The sequence below is a fragment of the Salinicoccus sp. ID82-1 genome (assembly GCF_021991715.1).
Lineage (GTDB): Bacteria > Bacillota > Bacilli > Staphylococcales > Salinicoccaceae > Salinicoccus > Salinicoccus cyprini.
In genome coordinates this window covers 213527-234811 of the sequence record NZ_JAGFLY010000003.1, presented here as the reverse complement: position 1 = coordinate 234811, position 21285 = coordinate 213527, and the positions used below count along the sequence as shown (strand labels likewise).

The following is a 21285-nucleotide window of genomic DNA, read 5'->3' as shown; positions in this document are numbered from 1 at the left end:
ACTTTAACGAGAGGTGTTGAGTCTCATGTGGCAAAAGCTATTGGACATCCAGAAACGCATAGCGCCGGAAATCATCATGGAATTGCAGAAACGCTCAAGCATACTGAAGCAGATTGAATCGCATCAGCCCATCGGACGCCGGACACTTGCCAGACAGCTCAACATGACGGAAAGGGTTCTGAGGAAGGAAGTGGATACACTTCAGAATCTCGACCTGATTGTCATTGATAAAAAAGGCATATCCATTTCCCGAGCGGGTATTGAAGTATTGCAGGATCTTTCACCTTTCATGACGACGCTCGACCGCAGAACGGATCTTGCACGCAGATTGAAGGAGAAGTACGCACTACAGGATTTCTTCATCATTCGTGGTGACGCCGATGACAATCCTGAACTTCAGCAGGCGCTGCCGAAGCTGATGGCCGAAGAGCTTCAGAAGATGCTCTTTGATGGCGCAGTCATTTCTGTAGCAGGCGGCTCTACGATGGCAAATGTAGGCAACCATCTCAAACCTGTCAAAGAGCATGTACTTTTTGTACCGGCCCGCGGCGGGCTCGGGGAAGAGATCGGCAACCAGGCGAATTCCATCGCAAGCCGTCTTGCTACTGCTGCCGGTGGGGAGCACAAGGTGCTCCATGCCCCTGATAACGTCGGAGAAAATGTCTTCGAATCACTGAAGGCCGAGCCTTCGGTGATGGAAGTTGCTGAACTGAACAGGAAGTCGCATTATGTCATCCACGGCATCGGCGAAGCATTCACAATGGCACACCGGCGGAATGTAAGCCGGGAGACGCTCTTAGAGCTTGAAGAGAAGGAAGCAGTCGGTGAAGCCTTCGGCTACTACTTCAATGCTTGTGGCGATATCGTCAGCAAAGTCAGAACGATCGGCCTTCAGCTCGAAGATCTTGAAAGCAAGCAGGCCATACTTGCCGTTGCCGGAGGCAGCAGCAAGAAGGAGGCGGTCGGCGCCTACATGAAGATTGCACCGAAGAATACCGTACTTTTCATTGATGAGACCATCGCGCAATTTCTGTTGGATAGCAAATAATATTATATATGAAATCAAGGAGGCCATTAAACATGGTTAGAGTAGCAATTAATGGATTTGGACGTATCGGAAGACTGGCAGCGAGAGAAATTCAGAATTACGATGATATGCAGGTAGTTGCAGTAAACGATCTTACAGATGATGATTTCCTTGCACACCTTTTCAAATATGATACAACTCAGGGACGTTTTGAAGGCGAAGTCGAGCAGATTGAAGGCGGCTTCAAGATCAATGGCAACGAAATCAAGTCCTTCAACCAGAAAAACCCGGCAGAACTGCCTTGGGGCGATCTCGATATCGATGTTGTACTGGAATGTACAGGTTTCTTCACAGATGAAGAAGGCGCAAGAAAGCACATCGAAGCTGGCGCGAAGAAAGTACTGGTTTCAGCACCAGGCAAAGGCAATATGAAAACAATCGTCTACGGTGTCAACGAAGATGTACTCGATGGATCAGAGGAAGTTGTTTCCGCTGCTTCATGTACAACGAACTGCCTGGCTCCAGTTGTCAAAGTGCTGAACGACGAGTTCGGTATCCAGAGCGGACTGATGACAACAATCCACGCATATACAGGCGACCAGAATACACTGGATGCACCGCACCCTAAAGGCGACTACCGCCGTGCACGTGCAGCAGCAGTGAACGTTGTGCCTAACTCCACAGGTGCTGCAAAAGCAATCGGTCAGGTGCTTCCTGAGCTTGAAGGCAAGCTTGACGGTGGTGCGCAGCGTGTACCGGTACCAACAGGTTCCCTGACAGAAGTAACAACAGTACTTGAAAAATCAGTCACAGTTGAAGAAGTGAACGAAGCGATGAAAAATGCTGAGAACCCTTCTTTCGGCTATAATGAAGATCAGATCGTCTCTTCTGACATCATCGGCATCAAAGCAGGTTCACTCTTCGATGCGACACAGACACGTGTCCTTGATGTAGACGGCAAACAGCTCGTACGTACAGTTGCATGGTACGACAATGAAATGTCCTATACTGCCCAGCTTGTCAGAACACTTAACCACATGGTGAAAAGCAATCAGTAAGTTTGATTAATAAAAACGGGCGGGGAACCGCCCGTTTTTATTTTATTCCGATTTATAGATGGGTATAATGAAGATGAACAGAAAAGCATAGGAGGCACGGCAATGAAAAAAACTGTAGAAGATGTTGAACTGAAAGGCAAGAAAGTATTGCTTCGCGCTGACTTGAATGTCCCGATGTCGGATGGGGAAATCACGAACGACAACCGTATTGTACAGGCACTCCCTACAATCAGGTATATCATTGAACAGGGCGGAAAGGTCATTCTTTTCTCCCACCTCGGCAAAGTGAAGACGGAAGAGGACAAGAAGGATAAGACGCTGCAGCCGGTCGCTGAAAGACTGACCGAACTGCTGGATACGGATGTCGCATTCGTTCCCCACACACGTGGAGAAGCGCTTGAACAGGGTATCAGCAATCTTGAAGATGGCGGCATCCTGATGTTCGAAAACACCCGTTTCGAAGATATCGATGGCAAGAAGGAAAGCGGCAATGACCCGGAACTCGGCAAGTACTGGGCATCACTTGGTGATATCTTCGTCAATGATGCATTCGGTACAGCACACAGAAGCCACGCTTCGAATGTAGGCATCGGCAATAATCTGGAGACAGTATCCGGCTACCTCATGCAGAAGGAGATCGACTTCATCGGCGGTGCAATCGATGCGCCTGAACGCCCATTCGTCGCCATTCTCGGTGGTGCAAAAGTATCCGATAAGATCGGTGTCATCAAGAACGTACTCGATAAGGCGGACCGTGTCATCATCGGTGGCGGCATGGCCTATACATTCTTCAAGGCACAGGGCAAGGAGATCGGCAAGTCGCTTCTTGAAGAAGACAAGGTGGACATGGCCAGAACACTGCTCGAGGAATCAGGCGATAAGATTGTGCTGCCTGTCGATGTCGTTGCAGCAGAAGACTTCGCTCCTGATGCCAAGCATAGAACGGTTTCTGTAGATGAAATTCCTGCGGACATGGAATGCCTCGACATTGGTGAGAAGACGGTTGAGAGATTCAAGGAAGTACTTGAAGGTGCGAAGACAGTCGTATGGAATGGGCCGATGGGCGTATTCGAAATGGAGAACTTCGCCAAAGGTACAATCGGTGTATGCAAAGCCATTGCTGAACTGGATGAGGCGACAACAATCATCGGTGGCGGCGACTCTGCAGCTGCAGCCATGGACCTTGGATATGCGGACGATTTCTCTCATATCTCTACAGGCGGCGGTGCATCTCTTGAGTATCTGGAAGGCAAGGAACTTCCAGGGCTTTCCGTAATCGACGATAAGTAGACAGCGTTTGATTTCAACAATATGAGGAGGAAGATTATGAGAACCCCATTTATAGCAGGAAACTGGAAGATGAACAAAACGATTTCAGAAGGCAATGAATTTATTGACGCACTTGGCGAACTGCCGAGAAGTTCCGAAGTGGAAAGCGCAATATGTGCCCCATTCATCCACCTGCCTTCACTGGTTGAAAAGACGAAAGACTTGGAAATCGGCGTCGGTGCACAAAACAGTCATTTCGAAGACAGTGGTGCATTTACGGGAGAAGTTTCTCCATCCATGCTCAAGGACATTGGCGTACAGTACGTCATCATCGGCCACTCCGAGCGCAGGGAGCACTTCAATGAAACGGATGAGACAGTGAACAGGAAGGCGCATGCACTCCATGCCAAAAATCTCGTACCGATCATCTGCTGTGGCGAAACGGATGAAGAGCGTGAATCGGGCAAGGCGACGGACAAGGTGAAGGATCAGATTTCAAAAGCATTGGATGGCTTGACTGAAGACCAGGTCAAAACATCCGTCATTGCATATGAGCCGATCTGGGCGATTGGTACAGGCAAGTCTGCAACAAGCGAAGATGCCAATGAAATGTGCGGTATCATCCGTGAAACGATCGCTTCGCTATACGATGATGGGACGGCGGAAGCGGTGCGCATCCAGTATGGTGGTTCCGTAAAACCTGAAAACGTCAAGGAGTATATGGCACAGGCGCATATTGATGGTGCACTCGTCGGTGGCGCCTCCTTGAAGCCTGATTCCTTCGTTCAACTGTTGGAAGGTGCTAAATAATGTCCAAACCAGTAGGTCTGATCATTCTCGATGGCTTCGCCAACAGGGATGAGGAAAAAGGAAATGCCGTCAAAGCGGCCGACAAGCCCAATTTCGACCGGTTCTTCGAAAAGTATCCGCATAACGAGCTTCTGGCAAGCGGACTTGACGTCGGCCTGCCGGAAGGCCAGATGGGGAATTCCGAAGTGGGTCACCTCAATATCGGTGCTGGACGTATCGTCTATCAGAGTCTGACAAGAATCAACAAATCCATTGAAGATGGGGACTTCTACAATAATGAAGTACTCCTCGATACGATGCAGCATGTCAATGATAATAACAGCGCTCTGCACGTCATGGGTCTTTTGAGTGACGGCGGCGTCCATTCGCACTATGAGCATATGTTCGCCATACTCAGGATGGCCAAGGAAAAGGGAGTGGAAAATGTCTATGTCCATGCCTTTCTGGATGGTCGGGATGTTTCGCAGGACTCTGCCATCAGATATGTTCAGGAATCCGAAAAGCGTTTTGAGGAGATCGGCATCGGTGAGTTTGCCACAGTAAGCGGCAGATATTATGCCATGGACCGCGACCAGCGATGGGACCGGGAGGAAATGGCCTATCAGGCGATTTCAAATGGTGTCGGCAAGAGGTATGCCAGTGCCGAAGCCGGCATCAGGGCAAGCTATGATGAAGGCATCTATGACGAATTCGTCAAGCCGTTCATCGTTTTCGGACATGATGGCGACTACGACCGGGGCGTGATGAATGATGATGCAGTCATCTTCTACAACTTCCGTCCCGACCGTGCTGCACAGCTGTCCGAAATCTATACCAACCAGGAATTCATGGGATTCGAGATCGACAGGAAGTACTCCGATCTTAAATTTGTCACTTTCACCAAGTATAGTGATAATGTACTGGCAGACGTTGTATTTGAAAAGAAGGACATCGTCAACACCATCGGTGAGGTTGTATCGAAAGCCGGGAAGCAGCAGTTGCGCATTGCAGAAACCGAAAAGTTCCCACATGTCACCTACTTCATGAGCGGGGGACGCCACAAGGAATTTGACGGTGAACGCAGAGTGCTTGTGGATTCGCCGAGAGTGCCGACGTACGATTTGAAACCGGAAATGAGCGCCTACGAGGTAAGGGACAGATGTCTTGAGGAGCTTCGTAAAGAAGACCTTGATATGGTCATCCTGAACTTCGCCAATCCGGATATGGTCGGCCATAGTGGTATGCTGGAGCCGACAGTCAAAGCCATTGAAGCGGTGGATGAGTGTCTCGGACCGATTGTGGACGAGATCATCGCCCAGGGCGGAACGGCAATCATCACGGCGGACCACGGCAATTCGGACGAAGTGACAACGATCGATGGAGAACCGATGACTGCACACACGACAAACCCTGTGCCGGTAATCGTCACCAGAGAAGGCGCAGAAGTGAAAAGCGGTCGTCTGGCGGACCTTTCCCCGACGATTCTTGATCTGATGGGGATTGAACAGCCGGAAGAAATGACAGGAGAAAGTCTGATCAGATGATTATTGCCGAAAAGTACATCTTTTCGGGTAATAATATAGAAACCAACAAAAAAGGAGACATTGCTATGCCATTAATTACAGATGTTTATGCACGTGAAGTTCTTGACTCCCGGGGCAATCCGACAGTCGAGGTGGAAGTACTGACAGAAAGCGGCGCTTTCGGTCGCGCACTGGTTCCTTCAGGTGCTTCCACAGGAGAATACGAAGCTGTTGAACTGCGTGACGGAGATGACACACGCTACCTTGGAAAAGGTGTCGAAGAAGCAGTTGAGAACGTCAACGAAGTCATTGGACCTGAACTTGTCGATGGCGAATTCAGTGTACTTGAGCAGGTGTCCATCGATAAGATGATGATCGCACTTGATGGTACTGAAAACAAAGGCAAGCTTGGCGCCAATGCCATTCTTGGTGTATCAATGGCTGTAGCAAAAGCAGCTGCAGATTTCCTTGGACAGCCACTCTACAAATATCTGGGTGGATTCAATGCAGTCCAGCTTCCAGTACCGATGATGAACATCATCAATGGCGGGGAGCATGCGGATAACAACGTGGACATCCAGGAATTCATGATCATGCCGGTCGGTGCGGAATCATTCAAGGAAGGCCTGCGCATGGGGGCTGAAATCTTCCACAATCTGAAAAAGGTACTTAAAGATAAAGGCTACAACACAGGCGTCGGTGATGAAGGTGGATTCGCACCGAACCTCGGTTCCAACGAGGAAGCACTATCCACAATCATCGAAGCAGTGAAAAAAGCCGGATACAAGCCTGGAGAACAGATCCGTCTCGCAATGGATGCTGCATCCAGCGAGTTCTATGATCCGGATACAAAGAAATATGAGCTTAAAGGCGAAGGCAAATCGTACACATCAGAAGAGATGGTCAACTGGTATGCTGAAATGATCGAGAAGTATCCAATCATCTCAATTGAAGATGGACTGGACGAGAATGACTGGGAAGGTACAAAACTTCTGACAGAAAAACTCGGTTCAAAAGTCCAGCTTGTCGGTGATGACCTCTTCGTTACAAACACGAAGAAGCTTGCCCGTGCCATCGAAGAAGGCGTCGGCAACTCCATTCTGATCAAAGTGAACCAGATCGGTACACTGACAGAGACTTTCGAAGCAATCGAAATGGCAAAACGCGCGGGATATACAGCAGTCATCTCCCACCGTTCCGGTGAAACAGAAGATACGACAATCGCTGACATCGCTGTCGCTGTCAATGCAGGACAGATCAAGACAGGTGCACCATCCCGTACTGACCGCGTAGCAAAATACAATCAGCTCCTCAGAATCGAAGACGAGCTGTTCGAAACAGCAAAATACTCAGGACTTGCTTCATTCTACAACTTGAACGAGCAATAGTTCCTTCCCCCTGATTGTAGGGCATTCCCCAGACCGGAAAATCCGGTCTGGGTTTTTTCATCTTCATTTCAGAATGGATGGATATGATATAATTCGGGAAACAGGTAAAGAATGGAGATGGCGATGATGAAACGTCTTTACACAATTGGAGAAGCACTGATCGATTTCATTCCTGCTGAAAAAGGAAAGAAATTGAAAGATATCAATGCTTTTGAACCACAGGTCGGTGGCGCGCCGGCCAATGTTGCAGCTGCACATGCCATACTGGGAGGAGAATCCTATCTTCTGACACAGCTCGGTACCGATGCATTCGGTGACCGTATTATCGAACTGCTGGAATCGAAAGGGGTACATACAGACTATATTACACGTACAGGAAAGGCGAATACGGGTCTGGCATTCGTTTCGCTCGATGAGACGGGAAACAGAGATTTTTCTTTCTATAGAAACCCGTCTGCCGATCTTCTATACGACGGATCCGCGGTTAAAGATATAGATTTCCATAAGGAGGATCTGCTTCACTTCTGCTCAGTCGACCTTGTGGAGAGCACCATGAAGGAGACCCACCGGACGGTCATAGGAAAGATGAAGGAAGCTGGGGGGACCGTAGTCTTCGATCCGAATATACGCTTGCCGCTCTGGGAGGACAAAGATGCATGCCGCGCAGCCGTCCGCGAGTTCATGAAGTATGCGGATATCATCAAGATTTCCGATGAGGAGCTTGAGTTCATCACTGGCATAAAGAATGAATCCGATGCATTGAGTGCACTTTTTACAGATGATGTCGAAGCGGTCATATATACAAAAGGACCTGCAGGCAGTGAAATCATCTATAGGGAAGGCGGCTACTGCGAGCATCCGGGATTCGAGGTGGACACCATTGATACGACAGGCGCCGGAGATGCCTTCATCGGTGCTGTGCTGTATCAGCTTTCATCCTATACGAAGCCGGCAATCGATGCACTGAAGGAAAACGGTCCCGAAATCCTCCGTCTGGCGAACGCGGTCGGTGCGCTGTCTACGACAAGGAAGGGCGCCATCATGAGCATTCCATCTTATAAAGAAGCGGATGATCTCACAAGCAGCATATGATAGTGGTGTAAAGACACCTTTTCCGGATACGTTTGCAATCCCGCCGTATTTCTGATAGAATTTCTAATGTTACTATCATTCGGAGGGATTACCACATGCAAACATTACTCGTTGTGCTTCTGATTATCGTTTGTATATCTTTAATTGCAGTGGTATTGCTACAGTCAGGGAAAAGTGCCGGCCTTTCAGGTGCAATCGGTGGCGGTGCAGAGCAATTATTTGGTAAACAAAAAGCGCGTGGCATGGATCTCATACTTCATAGGGCAACGGTCATACTGTCATTGTTGTTCTTCATGATCATGCTGCTGCTCACATATTTAAGCTAATGAACGGAGCCCCCTATGATATAGGGGGTTTTTATTTTTCTAAGAGCAGTTTTTGACGTACAATGAAATTAGTGAATTGAAAGTAGGGTATAAATAATGAAGATACAGTTACCGCAACCATTTTTCTTTGAAGAAGGAGAGCAGGCAGTGCTGCTGCTTCATGGATTCACCGGTAATTCATCGGATGTCAGACAGCTCGGACGCTATCTTCAGAAGCAGGGCATCACGTCATATGCACCCCATTACGAGGGGCATGCAGAACCGCCTGAGAATCTGCTCAGATCAAGTCCGCATGTATGGTGGTCGGAAGTGCTCCAAGCCTATGACTTTCTCGTGGAACGCGGATATGAGAAGATTTTTGTTGCCGGCCTCTCCCTGGGTGGCGTATTTGCAGTACGGCTCGCGACAGTGCGTGATGTCGTCGGCATCGCGACAATCTGCAGTCCGATGTACCTGAAGGATCGGGAGACGATGTACGAAGGGGTGCTTGAGTACGCCCGTGGATTCAAAAAGATGGAAGGCAAGACAAAAGAGGAAATCGAGCGGGAGATGACGAAGTTTGAGCCGACCGGGATGCTGGATGAAGTGCGTGATATGATTGCACGCGCCAAGGACAGCCTGCCGGACGTGTTCGTTCCTCTCTTTGTCGCTCAATCCGAACAGGATCAGATGATCAACCCGGATTCTGCAAATATCATCTTTGAAGAAGCTTCTACGGAAGATGAGGAGAAGCAGCTCAAGTGGTACCCGGAGTCCGGTCACGTTCTGACAATAGATAAGGAAAAACAGCAACTTTTCGAAGATATACACGCATTTATGGACCAGCTCGACTGGGATGCGTAATAGGAGTAGGAGGCAGATTCATGGGTAGCTACAGAGAAAAGATTTTGACACTGATCGGCTCGGAAGACTATAAGCCGATGACAATGGACCAGTTCCAGCAGGCACTTTCAGCATATGATTCCGAAGACTTCAAGGAAATGGTAAAGGACATGGTTGCCCTGGAGGCGTCTGGAGAAGTCCATAGAACGAAAAAAGATAAATTCATGAAGATGAGCGAAACGGATCTGATCAAGGGCAAGCTGTCCATGCATAAGCGCGGATTCGGCTTCCTGCGTCCCGAGGATACGGAGCTTGAGGATATTTTCATTCCGCCGAATGCCATCAATGGGGCACTCGATGGGGATACTGTACTGGTCGAAGTGCAGAAGCAGTCCCAGGGGGATAACCAGGAAGGTCAGATCACTTCCATACTGACACGCGGCATCACCCGCATTGTCGGGGAGTATCATGCGAATAAGAATTTCGGTTTTGTCGTGCCGGATTCAAAGAAGATTGTAGATGACATCTTCATTCCAGGGAAGCAGAATCTCGGTGCCATAGACGGACACAAGGTACTTGTGGAGATTACGAAATACCGTGAGAATGAAAATGATAATCCGGAAGGCCATGTCATCCAGATACTCGGCCATAAGAACGATCCGGGTGTGGATATCCTCTCCATCATCTATCAGCACGGTATTGAGATCGAATTTCCGGAAGAAGTGCTGAAAGCAGCGGAAGCGGTGCCTGATGCCATCAGCAAGGAAGAGATCAAGGACCGTACCGATCTGCGTGACGAGTTCACCATTACAATCGATGGTGCAGATGCGAAAGATCTTGATGATGCCATCTCCGTCAAAACGCTGGATAACGGGAACTATGAGCTGACGGTCAGCATCGCAGATGTCAGCTACTATGTTGAAGAAGATGCGCCACTCGATAAGGAGGCCTACGAACGTGGGACAAGTGTGTATCTGGTCGACCGGGTCATTCCGATGATTCCGCACCGTCTGTCGAACGGCATCTGTTCACTGAATCCACATGTGGATCGTCTGACGATGAGCTGCCGCATGGAGATCGACCGTGAGGGCAAAGTCGTCAATCATGATATATTCCAGAGTGTCATCCACTCCGACCGCCGTATGACCTACGATGCGGTCAATCGCATGCTGGATGAAGGGGACCAGGGACTGATCCAGGAATTCAGTGATGTCCATCCGATGCTCCAGGACGCCGAGGCACTGGCGAAGATCCTGCGTGGCAGAAGAGAGAAACGCGGTGCAATCGACTTTGACTTCAACGAAGCAAAAGTACTTGTGGAACCGGATGGCACCCCGGCTGAAGTCGTTCTGCGTACACGTTCCGTCGGCGAGAAGATGATCGAGGAATTCATGCTTGCAGCAAATGAGACAGTGGCAGAGCACTTCCACTGGATGGAAGTACCTTTCCTGTACCGTGTGCACGAAGATCCGAAAGAGGAGAAGCTGAGACAGTTCTTCGAATTCATTACAAACTTCGGCATCGTCGTCAAAGGTAAAGGCAATGAGATCCATCCGCGTGCCCTGCAGGAAATCATCGAAGAGGTCGAAGGGCGGCCTGAAGAGATGGTCATCAGCACACTGATGCTACGTTCCATGCAGCAGGCACGCTATTCCGAGGAGAACCTGGGACACTTCGGCCTGTCTGCAGAGTACTATACACACTTCACTTCTCCGATCCGCCGTTACCCGGACCTTGTGGTCCATCGCCTGATCAGAAAATATCTGATTGAAGGCAAGACCGGACAGAGAACAGTGAACCAGATTGCTTCAGAACTGCCGGATATCGCCGAGCATACGTCGAACAGGGAAAGACGGGCCCAGGATGCAGAACGGGATACCGATGACCTGAAGAAGGCGGAATATATGATCCAGCATGTCGGTGAGACATATGAAGGTGTCATTGCCGGCGTGATGAACTTCGGCATGTTTGTCGAACTGCCGAACACGATCGAAGGACTGGTACACGTCTCCTACATGACAGACGACCATTACCAGTATCATGAGCGTCATATGGCACTCATCGGTGATCGTACAGGCACCGTCTACCGCATCGGCGACCCGGTCGAGGTCGAAGTGCTGAACGTCAACCTGGAAGAGCGCCTGATCGATTTCAAAGTCGTCGGCATGCCGGAGCGCCAGCCGAGAGAGCGCAGGGACAGACCTGTTGAAATCAAAGCGAAGTCCAAACCGAGAAGCGGCGGACAGAATAAAGGCAATGGCGGTGGCCGGAATAAAGGCAATGACAGCAGGCAGAAGGATGGCAAAAAGCACTTTGACAAAGGCAAGAGCAACAAGAAGCCATTCTACAAAGGTGCGAAAAAAAGCAATAGAAAGAAGAAATAGCCATGAAGAAGAAAACACATGATAAACCACTTGCGCAGAACCGGAAAGCAAGCCATGACTATACAATTGAAGATACGATCGAAGCGGGCATTGAATTGAGGGGCACAGAGATCAAATCCATCAGACGCGGCTCCGCCAATCTGAAGGACTCCTATGCCCGTGTCTATAGAGGTGAAATGTATGTGTACAACATGCATATCGCCCCCTATGAAGAGGGCAACCGCTATAACCATGACCCGCTGCGTACACGGAAGCTGCTTCTGAAGCGGAAGGAGATTGATAAGCTGCTCGGAGACACACAGGACCCCGGCTATTCGATCATTCCGCTCAAGCTCTATATCAAGAACGGCTTCTGCAAAGTGCTGCTCGGTGTCGCCCGAGGCAAGAAGAAGTACGACAAGCGTGAAGATCTGAAGCAGAAGCAGATGAAACGCGATATCGACCGGGCGATGAAAGACCGTATGAGATAGCATCAACTTGAAAAATGGAGAGCGATCTGCTATAATATAATATACGTCTTGAGAGGACGTGCTTTTAATCCGGGGACGTTCCGGATTCGACAGGGGCTGTTTGAGCAGCTTAAGCGTGCCGGAGGTATCGGCTTCGTCATCAACGATACTCAGTTAATAATAACTGGCAAACAAAACAACTTCGCAGTAGCTGCCTAAGAGCACTCTGCATCATCCCATGACGTTTCCTATGCGTCTTGATCGGATGATTCAACCTTAATAGGATACGCATCCCGGTCTTCCGTCTGCAGACCGGGGTGAAGAGATCAATCAGACTAGCATGGATCTGGGGTCTGTCCATTACCACCAGCCATGCGAAACCAAGAAATGGACTACGCACGTAGAAAGAGTTGTGCCAAAGTCTCTGGACGCGGGTTCGACTCCCGCCGTCTCCATAAGAATCAAGCAAAATATTGTCCTCCGATCCATTATTGGATCGGAGGTTTTTTATGTGAAATCTACCAGAAAGATACTCTATTTCTGGTTTTGATGAATAAATCCGTGGGTACACTCTAAGAAAAGTAAAATAGCGCTGATTCCGATTCACGAACATTACTAAAAACAAAGAGGTGTGTAGGAATGTATAAGAATATACTGCTCCCTTATGATTTCGGAAATTCATTCAATAATGTGCCGGAACAGTTGGCGAAACTGACAGACAATAGTGAAGAAGCGAAAATCACAATTTTCAACGTAATTGCCGAGAGTGACCAGGTAGATAATGTGAAGTATCAAGGGAAGCATTTTCAGGATATCATCAACGATAAAAATGAGGATCTTAAACCCTTCACGGATCAGTTGGATGAACTCGGAATCGACTATACAACCCGGTTCAGAGTAGGGCGCGTAGTCAACGAACTTCTGAAAGAGATAAACGAGAATGATTATGAAATTGTGGTCATGAGCAATAGGCGCTCAAAACGGGAAATAAAGCATGTGCTCGGACACGTGACACATAAAGTGGCAAAACGCGTTAATACACCGGTTCTGATCATCAAATGATCATGAACATCAAGTCTAGTTTGGATTATCGGATTCTCCATTTTAATATACTAAAATGATCTGAAATTCCTATACTTTTGTATAACTGGTCATAAAAACTGCACCTCGTCTGTTGGACACATCCAACAGATGGGGTGCAGTTCATCTTTATGAAAAGTAGGCTGGCTATTCTAATCTTCCTCTTCTTTTAGGTCGTCAATCAGCTTCTTCATCTCTTCAATTTCCCTGCGCTGTGCTTTTATGATTTCCTGTGACAGCTTTTCTACCCGCGGGTCTGTAATCTGGGCGCGTTCACTCGTCAGAATTGCGATGGAGTGATGGGGAATCATTGCCTGCATATAGTCGACATCATCCACAAACTGCTGGCTGCGCGCCATCCATAATGAGCCTGCAATCAACAGGGCGCTGACCAGGTATATGGCAATGTTCGCTTTCTTGTTCGTATACATATGACGCATGAAGAACAGCATGACAATGGCCATGGTGGCTCCCATATAGACACCCATGTATGTACGCATTTCACTGAAGAAAAGATGGTTCCATTGGAAGACGGTGGAATACATCAAGGCATACATGATGAGTGTGGATGTCAGTACCATAGCGAAATAGTTGCCGTATTTTTTCATTTTGATCTTCTCCTTTTTCAATAATAGTGTTTCTAATGCGTTACTTGATTATTCCCGCCGGCTTTCTACTGTAAACTGCCCTCTGCTCCCCTTACTTGCAGGATTATAACTCTCTTATTCAGGGTAAGTAACTTTTGAAGGGTGATGCTTCATGAAGAAACGAGGCCGTATTGAACAGCTATGGGCGTATGAAAAGTACAGGGTCATGTATCATGGCCAGAAGCATTATGAGCAGATACGTGCGGCTTTGAAGGGCGAACCGTCCTATGATGCAGTGGCACATCTCATTGAATCGGCAAAAGCGGTACCGCCGACACGAGGCTCCATGGTGAATGCGTTCGATCATATGTGGGGGTATTTCAAGAACAGGTGTGATGAAGCGGAAAAGGTGCAGTATGGGAAATTGAAGCATGATTTCCTATCAGGTGATACACCTGATTCGGCAGTCATTGCATTTCTGCACGACCTGTCGGAAAAATATAATGTGGAATATCTGTGCCAGTCATCATTACTTGAGCTGTAGAAATAGGAAAAATGTGCTTCATACGGTTTTAAATTTATTGCATTTGCTTTATAGTTGAAAGAAGTGGCACGAGTAAATTTACCACAGAGTAGCCGAAGGGGAATTTAATGAAGGTATTTGAAGTTATAGAAGCGATCAAAGAGAATATAAGCAATCACAATTTCTCAGAACCAGTACATACTCAAAGTGAAGTCTACGGCATTACTTCGATGTATCAGAATCTCCGGGCAGGGGATGTATTCATGCTGAAGGCGTCAGGAAATTCCGGAAAGTACCTGGAAGCGGCACTCGAATATGCACCGGGACTCATCATCACTGATTTCAAAGCGGATGCATTCAAAGCATTCCACAATCAGGTTGATATCATCTATATCAGGAACTATAACGATGTATCCATCAGAATGGTGGAGCTTTTTTATGGAAAACATATGAACCAGCTGAAATATATTGCTGTCACAGGCACCAACGGCAAGACGACAACGAGCCATTTCATCGGGCGCCTGCTATCCGAACTCGGACTCAAAGTAGCGACTGTGGGGACATTGGGGATTTTCGATCATACATATGAAAAAGTGGTGTTCACACATTCGACGCCGACGACGCCGATGCACTTCGAGTTTGCGGAGGTCATCAAGTACTTTGCGCTGCGCGATTATGACTACATTGTCTATGAAGCCACCTCCATTGCGCTCGATCAGCGGCGGACGGACTTCATCAGCAACGAGATCGGTGTATTCAACAATTTCAGTCCAGAGCACCTGGACTACCATAAGACGATGGAGAACTATCTGGCTTCCAAACTGAAGCTTGCTTCATTAAGTGAACAGTGTCTCGTCAATGCAGATGTTCCCGAATACCGGAGCATCATGGACGATTCATACCATTTCTCGAAGCACCAGGATACGTACTACCGCTTCCGCACCGACATCGATCATATCGATCTTCGTGTGGGTGCTGCCCATTATACTGTAAAACCACGGTTCCTTGGGGAACATAACTACATCAATCTGGCGACAAGCATATTCACTCTGCTGAAGCTCGGGTATGATGTGGATGCGGTCATCGATGCTTCCCGCAAGATCAGCCCGCCGGTCCACCGCTTCGAGCTGTTCTCGAAAAACACATACGACTTCATTCTTGATTTCGCGCATACGCCAATCGCAATCAATGAATCCATCATCAACGCCATGAAGTATGCGGAGAAGGTCGATAAGAAGCTGATTGTCATGGTCACCGGCATCGGTCTCAGAGGTTATGAGAAGATCCGGATGACAATGGAGATGGTGCCTGAGAACCTCCATCGTCTCGTACTAGCTGCAGAGCAGGTCGGCTATGAGGATGAGTACGAAATACTGAAGATGATGCAGTCCTCGCTGCCTGAATCATATGATGAAACGAATACGATTACAGCAATTTCCAGACAGGAAGGCATTGTCCAGGCCATCAATCATGCGGATGACGCGTCCGTCATTCTGCTGACAGGCATCAATGAACCCCAGCACTACCGGGGCGAACTGCTTGCACATGATGACAAGGCATTCATCTTCAGCTATCTGGACAAATAAAAAAGACACTTCATTGAAAAGTGTCTTCTACTTGCTATAGTGAATGCCTAGCCATTCGTTTTCTGTGCCATTCTGACAAGCACTCTTGCGACTGTATCTTTTTCTTCGCTGCTGTCTGTTGATTTCCAGAGCTGTTTCAGTACCTGCTCCTCGCGGTTGCGTGGTTCTTCATGACCTGCAAGGTAGTCAGCAACTCTTTTCGCTGCTTTGGACAGCTGGTCTTCGTCCATGCCCAGTTTTTCACCTTTGGAGACCTGATCGCCGAGATAATTGATGAACTTGTTGTAGCTCTCAAGAATCTGATCTTTGTCTTCCTGATCCATGTTCTGTGCTTTTTGTTCTGGATTATTCATTTCTTCGTTAGCCATTCTTAATTCCTCCTATAATTTTCTAATGTCGTAATAATACGCACCGTATTCCAATTTGGGAGTGTAGTGTCATGAGCTTCCGGTAGAAATGGGAGTGTCCGGATTATTAATGCTCTAATCATATGATAGCCTTTTCCTGGCACACTTAAACAATTTTATATCCAGTAACGGAAGTTTGATATTATATTTGAATTTTCTCGATACTTTCTATATTGTATATAAATAAATAGCGATGATGAGAGGGATATGTATGAATGTTAAAGGTGTGGATATCGGAAGTGGGCAGCCGAAGGTGGTGGTTTCTTTCTCGAATCATTCGAAGGAGACGGTGGATGAGGAGATACAGGGTGTGCTGGACAATCCATCGGCAGTCGATGTTATTGAAATCAGAAGTGATGCATTTGATGCGCTGAGTCATGAAGCGCACCTCGCGCTCGTCAATCATATTATCGAGTCATTGAAGGACTACCCGATTCTCTATACTTACCGGACCCAGAGTGAAGGCGGCAAGGGTCAGAAGACGGCGGTCGAGTATGAATCGCTGCTCAATTCGGTGCTCGATGAGTGTGACATCCAGCTGATTGATGTTGAATTCTTCATGTACGAAGACATTGTTGATGCACTTATCGAGAAAGCGAAGCGAAAAGGAGTGCTGGTCGTGCTGAGCCAGCATGATTTCAGGGATACGCCGGACTTTGATGAAATAATGGCAACATACAAGGATATGAATGAACGCGGCGGTGATATTCTGAAGCTCGCCTACAACCCTGCGGATGGCCGCGATGTCCTCAGCATTCTGACTGCGGTACATGATGCGCGCCAGCAGCTGAAGTGCCAGGTGGTCGGCATCAGCATGGGAGAGCTTGGCAAGATTACACGTGTAGCAGGCGGCGTTTTCGGCTCCTGCCTGACTTATGGCTATATTTCACACAAGGCAGCACCCGGGCAGTTCCATGTACAGGATCTGAAAAACAACTTGAAGATATTTGAATAGAAAATAAAAACGTCCTGCTCGACGAGCTGGACGTTTGTCGTATCTAGAGGGTGTTCTGGAGGAAATCCTTGACCGATTCCGGTGATTTGGCATCTGCAGAGTGCAGATGGCCGAGCTTCTCGCCATTCTGGAAGATGAGCAGGCTTGGAATGCCCATGACGTCATTTTCATCTGCCGCTTCAGGCAGCTCGTCACGATTGAGCTCGTACCAGTCGATCTGGTTGTACTCTTCGAGGATCGGGTCGATGAACATGTTCATGCGTGTGCAGTCCGGGCACCAGTCTGCAAAGAATTTGATGATGATCTTATCATCGCCCTGTATTTTCTCTTTATAGTCATCATACTGTCTGATCGCTTCCATCATAAGTACTCCTTTATCAATTTATTTAGCTTCATTCTATCACCTTTCATTCGGAATATGGAAGATACATGCTTATTTGGCTTGCAATGGCGAACAGCTTTTACGTATATTAAAAGTAAGAAACCTTCTGGAGGATGACGAATGATTACATTTTATGAATACCCGAAATGCACTACATGCCGCAAAGGAAAGAAATTTCTTCAGGACAGTGGCGTCGAGTTCGACAGCGTCGACATGGTGAAAAGTCCACCGAGTGCCGAGGTGCTTCGTGAGCTCTTGGAAACTTCCGGCACGGATATAGACATGCTTTTCAATAAAAGGGGTAGAAAGTATAAGGACCTAGATCTGAATGATCGTCTCGATGACATGTCCCGGGATGAAAAACTTGCACTGCTTTCCTCGGACGGCATGCTGATCAAGCGTCCACTGCTATACGATGGTACAAGCGTGCTGCTCGGCTTCAAAGAGGCGGAATACAGGCAGCTCGTGAGCAGCTAGATTAGCCTTGCCTTCACAGTGGGACTTATGAGATTATATGAGTGTAGTAGAAAAAGGAGGTTATTGTCGTGGCAACACCTAAAGAATACAAGTATTCAGAAGATCATGAATGGGTCAAAGTTGAAGATGGCAAGGCAACAATCGGTATTACGGAATTCGCTCAATCCGAGCTCGGTGATATTGTTTTTGTAGAACTGCCTGCTGAAGGTGATGAACTCACTACCGGCGAATCTTTCGGCAGCGTTGAATCCGTCAAGACGGTCTCTGAACTCTACGCACCTGTCAGTGGTACTGTAGTTGAAATCAATGAAGGACTGGAAGACAGCCCGGAGCTTGTCAATGAATCTCCATATGAAGGCGCATGGATGGTTGTTGTTGAACTGTCCGACGAATCCCAACTTGATAAATTGATGAATGCCGATGCCTATGATGAAATGGTGGACGCATAAAGTGTAAACTCTGGACCCGGTCTGGAGTTTTTTTAAAAATATCATACCAAGGGTGATGACTATGTATTTTTCCGATAAAGTGCTTATTGTCGAAGGAAAGACGGATAAACGGCGTATCGAAGAAGTCCTGATTGAACCTGTACAGATCATATGCACCCATGGTACAATGGGTATCGCAAAATTGGATGATATTCTCGACCAGCTGAATGGTTCTGAAATCTATATTCTGTCCGACGCAGATAAAGAAGGCAGAAACATACGGAAATGGTTTAAAAAACACTTGAGTGAAAGCACCCATATATATATCGACCCGAAGTTCGGTGAGGTGGGCCGCTGCCCGCGGGACTATCTCGCCAATGTCCTCATGAGACATGATTTCTATGTAGATACGAGCCTGATCATGAAAGGTAAGTTCAGTAATGATGAAAGAATCCAGAGTACAAGATATTACCAGCCGTATTCAGTCTGAAGAGACGCTGATCATATTCGGCTATGCGCCGATATGTGCCAACTGTCACATTGCCGAGCGGATGCTCGACGTGGTGGCGGAATTGAGAAACTTCTCATATGCATCAATCGATCTGAACTACCAGAAGGACTTTATTGAAACATATGAGATCAGATCCACGCCGGCACTGCTGCTGTTCAAAAATGGCGAACTCACAAAGGAAATATATGCATTCCAGTCGGTTCCCTATCTGACTGAAGTAATGGATGAATTCCTTGTTGACGAATAGGAATACAGATGGTACTATTAATAACAATCTAATAAAAACTCTTATCAAGAGTGGTGGAGGGAAGTGCCCTATGAAACCACGGCAACCGTCATTACGACAAGGTGCCAATTCACATGATCGATTTGATCGAAGATGAGAGGCTGATGGTCGAAACCAATGCCTACTCAACTTTTGAGTAGGCTTTTTCTATAGGCGGACAGCCTGTACTGTCCAATATACAAGTCAGGATGAGACATATGATCGACATTCGTAATGCAACTAAAATTTTCAAAACTAAAAACAATGATATACAGGCAGTGGATGATGTGACACTCCACATCCGCCAGGGTGAGATTTTTGGTGTCATCGGCTACTCGGGTGCTGGTAAATCCACGCTGATCCGGATGCTGAATGGCCTGGAGCAGCCCTCCTCAGGCGAAGTGGTGATTGGAGAGGATGTCATCAGTACGATGAACCGGGCGAAGCTCAGGAAAAAGCGCCAGAAAGTATCGATGATCTTCCAGCACTTCAATCTTCTCTGGTCGAGAACTGTTGCGGAGAATATCAGTTTCCCGCTCGAAATCGCCGGTGTGCCGAAGAAGGATCAGAAGCGGCGTGTCGCGGAACTGATCGAGCTGGTCGGCCTGACGGGACGCGAGGACAACTACCCGAGCCAGCTTTCAGGCGGACAGAAGCAGCGTGTCGGCATCGCAAGGGCACTGTCGAATGAACCCGAAGTGCTCCTGTGTGACGAGGCGACGAGTGCACTGGATCCCGAGACGACGGATGAAGTGCTCGATCTGCTCGTCAGGATACGCGATGAGATGGACCTGACCATCGTGCTGATCACGCACGAAATGCATGTCATCCGCAAGATCTGTGATCGTGCAGCGGTAATGGAAGGCGGACGGGTCGTCGAAACCGGTCCCGTTCTCAAACTTTTCCAGAATCCGGAGCATGGTGTGACGAAGCGGTTCGTCAAAGATGACATCAATGACGAGGAGACGGCGCTCTCTTTCGAGGAGGTCAGGGAAATGTTCCCGACTTCGAAAATACTGAAGCTCGGCTTTGTCGGCTCCCAGTCGAAGGCACCGATCGTCTCCCAGGTCATCAAGAAGTATAATCTTGATCTCAACATTCTTTCAGGCAATATCAAGCGGACCAACAATGAATCATACGGCCACCTTTATGTGGCGATCGACATCAATGAAACGGACCTTGGGAACCTGGAAAGAGAGCTTGCCGAGCACGATGTAACAGTGGAGGTAGAAGGATGATGATTGGATTTATCAATGCGTTTGCTGAAATGTTCTCCTTTGAGAATGTGCGGTGGGACGATGTTTTAACAGCAACATATGAAACACTCTACATGACTGTCATTTCGACTGTATTCACTTTCATTTTCGGACTGGTGCTCGGAATCATCCTGTTCCTCTCCTCGAAAAGTGAACATGCAGCCAGCAGTCCGGTATACGGCTTTACGGCATTTCTCGTCAATCTGTTCAGAGCCATTCCTTTCATCATTCTGATCATCCTGCTCATCCCATTCACCAAAGTGGTCATGGGCACGATCATGGGATCCCAGGGTGCGCTGCCCGCTCTCATCATCGGTGCATCGCCATTCTATGCACGCCTGGTTGAAATTGGACTCAAAGAGATCGACAAGGGTGTCATAGAAGCAGCGGAATCGATGGGTGCAGGCACATGGACGATCATCCGCAAGGTGCTGCTGCCGGAATCACTGCCGGCCCTCATATCAGGTATAACGGTCACTGCCATCATGCTCGTCGGATCCACTGCGATAGCAGGTGTCATCGGCGCAGGAGGGCTTGGCAATCTGGCCTACATGGTCGGTTTCACGAGAAACCAGAGTGATGTCACTCTGGTCGCAACAGTAGTAATTCTGGTTATTGTCTTCATCATACAGATCATAGGTGATCTGACTGCCAAAGCGGTCGATAAGCGGTAATCAATAAAATAAATACAATAGGGAAAG

Annotated in this window: 24 protein-coding genes, 1 other RNA gene and 1 riboswitch; of the genes, 22 read left to right on the top strand and 3 right to left on the bottom strand. The window is 47.9% G+C overall.

Going from position 1 to position 21285, the window contains the following annotated elements; all coding sequences use genetic code 11:
- The first annotated feature begins 25 nt into the window (after positions 1–25).
- The 13 genes from J4760_RS08970 (at position 26) to J4760_RS08910 (ending at position 13189) form a co-directional block, all read left to right on the top strand.
- A complete protein-coding gene (locus J4760_RS08970) occupies positions 26–1048 on the top strand; it encodes a sugar-binding transcriptional regulator (protein WP_237605478.1) in 1023 nt (340 codons plus the stop codon).
- A gap of 32 nt (positions 1049–1080) precedes the next feature.
- On the top strand, positions 1081–2085 hold the full coding sequence (gap, locus tag J4760_RS08965) for a type I glyceraldehyde-3-phosphate dehydrogenase (RefSeq protein WP_237605477.1): 1005 nt from the start codon (positions 1081–1083) through the stop codon (positions 2083–2085).
- 102 nt (positions 2086–2187) lie between these two features.
- Positions 2188–3375 (top strand): phosphoglycerate kinase, encoded by a 1188-nt coding sequence (locus J4760_RS08960; protein WP_145290760.1) that lies wholly within the window; start codon positions 2188–2190, stop codon positions 3373–3375.
- 36 nt (positions 3376–3411) lie between these two features.
- A complete protein-coding gene (gene tpiA, locus J4760_RS08955) occupies positions 3412–4164 on the top strand; it encodes a triose-phosphate isomerase (RefSeq protein ID WP_237605476.1) in 753 nt (250 codons plus the stop codon).
- Positions 4161–5687 (top strand): 2,3-bisphosphoglycerate-independent phosphoglycerate mutase, encoded by a 1527-nt coding sequence (gene gpmI / locus J4760_RS08950; RefSeq protein WP_237605561.1) that lies wholly within the window; start codon positions 4161–4163, stop codon positions 5685–5687. The genes tpiA and gpmI overlap by 4 nt, the downstream gene beginning before the upstream one ends.
- 65 nt (positions 5688–5752) lie before the next feature.
- Entirely contained in the window at positions 5753–7054 is a 1302-nt protein-coding gene (gene eno / locus J4760_RS08945) for a phosphopyruvate hydratase (protein ID WP_237605475.1), read from the top strand.
- 126 nt (positions 7055–7180) lie between these two features.
- Entirely contained in the window at positions 7181–8146 is a 966-nt protein-coding gene (locus J4760_RS08940) for a carbohydrate kinase family protein (protein WP_237605474.1), read from the top strand.
- Positions 8147–8241: 95 nt separating this feature from the next.
- Positions 8242–8472: a preprotein translocase subunit SecG gene (gene secG, locus J4760_RS08935; protein WP_145290782.1), complete on the top strand. Its 231-nt coding sequence runs from the start codon at positions 8242–8244 to the stop codon at positions 8470–8472.
- A gap of 96 nt (positions 8473–8568) precedes the next feature.
- On the top strand, positions 8569–9315 hold the full coding sequence (locus tag J4760_RS08930; RefSeq protein ID WP_145290785.1) for an alpha/beta hydrolase: 747 nt from the start codon (positions 8569–8571) through the stop codon (positions 9313–9315).
- Between the two features lie 20 nt (positions 9316–9335).
- Positions 9336–11678: a ribonuclease R gene (rnr, locus tag J4760_RS08925; protein ID WP_145290788.1), complete on the top strand. Its 2343-nt coding sequence runs from the start codon at positions 9336–9338 to the stop codon at positions 11676–11678.
- 2 nt (positions 11679–11680) lie between these two features.
- Entirely contained in the window at positions 11681–12148 is a 468-nt protein-coding gene (smpB, locus tag J4760_RS08920; RefSeq protein WP_237605473.1) for an SsrA-binding protein SmpB, read from the top strand.
- Positions 12149–12219: 71 nt separating this feature from the next.
- Positions 12220–12585, top strand: a transfer-messenger RNA (tmRNA) gene (ssrA, locus tag J4760_RS08915).
- Positions 12586–12766: 181 nt separating this feature from the next.
- Entirely contained in the window at positions 12767–13189 is a 423-nt protein-coding gene (locus tag J4760_RS08910; protein ID WP_237605472.1) for a universal stress protein, read from the top strand.
- Between the two features lie 170 nt (positions 13190–13359).
- Here J4760_RS08910 and J4760_RS08905 read toward each other — a convergent pair whose 3' ends face one another.
- Complete coding sequence (locus J4760_RS08905; protein WP_237605471.1) at positions 13360–13815, bottom strand: DUF305 domain-containing protein; 456 nt, start codon at positions 13813–13815, stop codon at positions 13360–13362.
- A gap of 151 nt (positions 13816–13966) precedes the next feature.
- Here J4760_RS08905 and J4760_RS08900 point away from each other — a divergent pair, with 151 nt between their 5' ends.
- Both J4760_RS08900 and J4760_RS08895 read left to right on the top strand, forming a co-directional pair.
- The gene (locus tag J4760_RS08900) at positions 13967–14338 is read left to right on the top strand and encodes a YbgA family protein (protein WP_237605470.1); all 372 of its coding nucleotides are present in this window, start codon (positions 13967–13969) and stop codon (positions 14336–14338) included.
- 107 nt (positions 14339–14445) lie between these two features.
- Entirely contained in the window at positions 14446–15903 is a 1458-nt protein-coding gene (locus J4760_RS08895; protein WP_237605469.1) for a Mur ligase family protein, read from the top strand.
- Positions 15904–15950: 47 nt separating this feature from the next.
- Here the strand turns inward: J4760_RS08895 and J4760_RS08890 are convergent, their stop codons facing one another.
- Positions 15951–16271 carry a DUF3243 family protein gene (locus J4760_RS08890; RefSeq protein ID WP_145283975.1) on the bottom strand — a complete coding sequence of 107 codons (321 nt, stop codon included), beginning with the start codon at positions 16269–16271 and terminating at the stop codon, positions 15951–15953.
- Between the two features lie 250 nt (positions 16272–16521).
- Between J4760_RS08890 and aroD the strand changes: the two genes are divergently transcribed.
- Positions 16522–17265, top strand: a complete 744-nt coding sequence (gene aroD / locus J4760_RS08885; RefSeq protein WP_145283978.1) for a type I 3-dehydroquinate dehydratase — start codon at positions 16522–16524, stop codon at positions 17263–17265.
- A 43-nt stretch (positions 17266–17308) separates the two neighbouring features.
- Here aroD and J4760_RS08880 read toward each other — a convergent pair whose 3' ends face one another.
- Complete coding sequence (locus J4760_RS08880; protein WP_145283980.1) at positions 17309–17626, bottom strand: thioredoxin family protein; 318 nt, start codon at positions 17624–17626, stop codon at positions 17309–17311.
- A 141-nt stretch (positions 17627–17767) separates the two neighbouring features.
- On the opposite strand from J4760_RS08880, the gene J4760_RS08875 reads away from it, so the two are divergent.
- From J4760_RS08875 to J4760_RS08850, 6 genes are all read left to right on the top strand, one after another.
- Positions 17768–18124 carry a Spx/MgsR family RNA polymerase-binding regulatory protein gene (locus J4760_RS08875; protein WP_237605468.1) on the top strand — a complete coding sequence of 119 codons (357 nt, stop codon included), beginning with the start codon at positions 17768–17770 and terminating at the stop codon, positions 18122–18124.
- Between the two features lie 68 nt (positions 18125–18192).
- Positions 18193–18573: a glycine cleavage system protein GcvH gene (gene gcvH / locus J4760_RS08870; protein ID WP_145283986.1), complete on the top strand. Its 381-nt coding sequence runs from the start codon at positions 18193–18195 to the stop codon at positions 18571–18573.
- Positions 18574–18634: 61 nt separating this feature from the next.
- Complete coding sequence (locus J4760_RS08865) at positions 18635–19042, top strand: toprim domain-containing protein (protein ID WP_186365430.1); 408 nt, start codon at positions 18635–18637, stop codon at positions 19040–19042.
- A complete protein-coding gene (locus J4760_RS08860) occupies positions 18993–19310 on the top strand; it encodes a thioredoxin family protein (protein ID WP_237605467.1) in 318 nt (105 codons plus the stop codon). Before J4760_RS08865 ends, J4760_RS08860 begins: the two co-directional genes overlap by 50 nt.
- A 38-nt stretch (positions 19311–19348) precedes the next feature.
- A riboswitch (SAM riboswitch) is annotated at positions 19349–19449 on the top strand.
- A gap of 97 nt (positions 19450–19546) precedes the next feature.
- A complete protein-coding gene (locus J4760_RS08855) occupies positions 19547–20566 on the top strand; it encodes a methionine ABC transporter ATP-binding protein (RefSeq protein ID WP_237605466.1) in 1020 nt (339 codons plus the stop codon).
- Complete coding sequence (locus J4760_RS08850) at positions 20563–21258, top strand: methionine ABC transporter permease (RefSeq protein WP_304621235.1); 696 nt, start codon at positions 20563–20565, stop codon at positions 21256–21258. Before J4760_RS08855 ends, J4760_RS08850 begins: the two co-directional genes overlap by 4 nt.
- The last annotated feature ends 27 nt before the right edge of the window (positions 21259–21285 follow it).

Bases quoted from the DNA above. Each gene is read 5' to 3' on its own strand.
- J4760_RS08895 (WP_237605469.1), top strand. From the start codon at position 14,446: ATGAAGGTATTTGAAGTTATAGAAGCGATCAAAGAGAATATAAGCAAT.
- J4760_RS08850 (WP_304621235.1), top strand. From the start codon at position 20,563: ATGATGATTGGATTTATCAATGCGTTTGCTGAAATGTTCTCCTTTGAG.
- J4760_RS08860 (WP_237605467.1), top strand. From the start codon at position 18,993: ATGATGAAAGAATCCAGAGTACAAGATATTACCAGCCGTATTCAGTCT.
- gap (WP_237605477.1), top strand. From the start codon at position 1,081: ATGGTTAGAGTAGCAATTAATGGATTTGGACGTATCGGAAGACTGGCA.
- J4760_RS08905 (WP_237605471.1), bottom strand. From the start codon at position 13,815: ATGAAAAAATACGGCAACTATTTCGCTATGGTACTGACATCCACACTC.
- J4760_RS08900 (WP_237605470.1), top strand. From the start codon at position 13,967: ATGAAGAAACGAGGCCGTATTGAACAGCTATGGGCGTATGAAAAGTAC.
- tpiA (WP_237605476.1), top strand. From the start codon at position 3,412: ATGAGAACCCCATTTATAGCAGGAAACTGGAAGATGAACAAAACGATT.
- aroD (WP_145283978.1), top strand. From the start codon at position 16,522: ATGAATGTTAAAGGTGTGGATATCGGAAGTGGGCAGCCGAAGGTGGTG.
- J4760_RS08970 (WP_237605478.1), top strand. From the start codon at position 26: ATGTGGCAAAAGCTATTGGACATCCAGAAACGCATAGCGCCGGAAATC.
- J4760_RS08865 (WP_186365430.1), top strand. From the start codon at position 18,635: ATGTATTTTTCCGATAAAGTGCTTATTGTCGAAGGAAAGACGGATAAA.
- J4760_RS08855 (WP_237605466.1), top strand. From the start codon at position 19,547: ATGATCGACATTCGTAATGCAACTAAAATTTTCAAAACTAAAAACAAT.
- J4760_RS08940 (WP_237605474.1), top strand. From the start codon at position 7,181: ATGAAACGTCTTTACACAATTGGAGAAGCACTGATCGATTTCATTCCT.
- secG (WP_145290782.1), top strand. From the start codon at position 8,242: ATGCAAACATTACTCGTTGTGCTTCTGATTATCGTTTGTATATCTTTA.
- eno (WP_237605475.1), top strand. From the start codon at position 5,753: ATGCCATTAATTACAGATGTTTATGCACGTGAAGTTCTTGACTCCCGG.
- J4760_RS08930 (WP_145290785.1), top strand. From the start codon at position 8,569: ATGAAGATACAGTTACCGCAACCATTTTTCTTTGAAGAAGGAGAGCAG.
- J4760_RS08960 (WP_145290760.1), top strand. From the start codon at position 2,188: ATGAAAAAAACTGTAGAAGATGTTGAACTGAAAGGCAAGAAAGTATTG.
- J4760_RS08880 (WP_145283980.1), bottom strand. From the start codon at position 17,626: ATGGAAGCGATCAGACAGTATGATGACTATAAAGAGAAAATACAGGGC.
- rnr (WP_145290788.1), top strand. From the start codon at position 9,336: ATGGGTAGCTACAGAGAAAAGATTTTGACACTGATCGGCTCGGAAGAC.
- J4760_RS08910 (WP_237605472.1), top strand. From the start codon at position 12,767: ATGTATAAGAATATACTGCTCCCTTATGATTTCGGAAATTCATTCAAT.
- smpB (WP_237605473.1), top strand. From the start codon at position 11,681: ATGAAGAAGAAAACACATGATAAACCACTTGCGCAGAACCGGAAAGCA.
- J4760_RS08875 (WP_237605468.1), top strand. From the start codon at position 17,768: ATGATTACATTTTATGAATACCCGAAATGCACTACATGCCGCAAAGGA.
- J4760_RS08890 (WP_145283975.1), bottom strand. From the start codon at position 16,271: ATGGCTAACGAAGAAATGAATAATCCAGAACAAAAAGCACAGAACATG.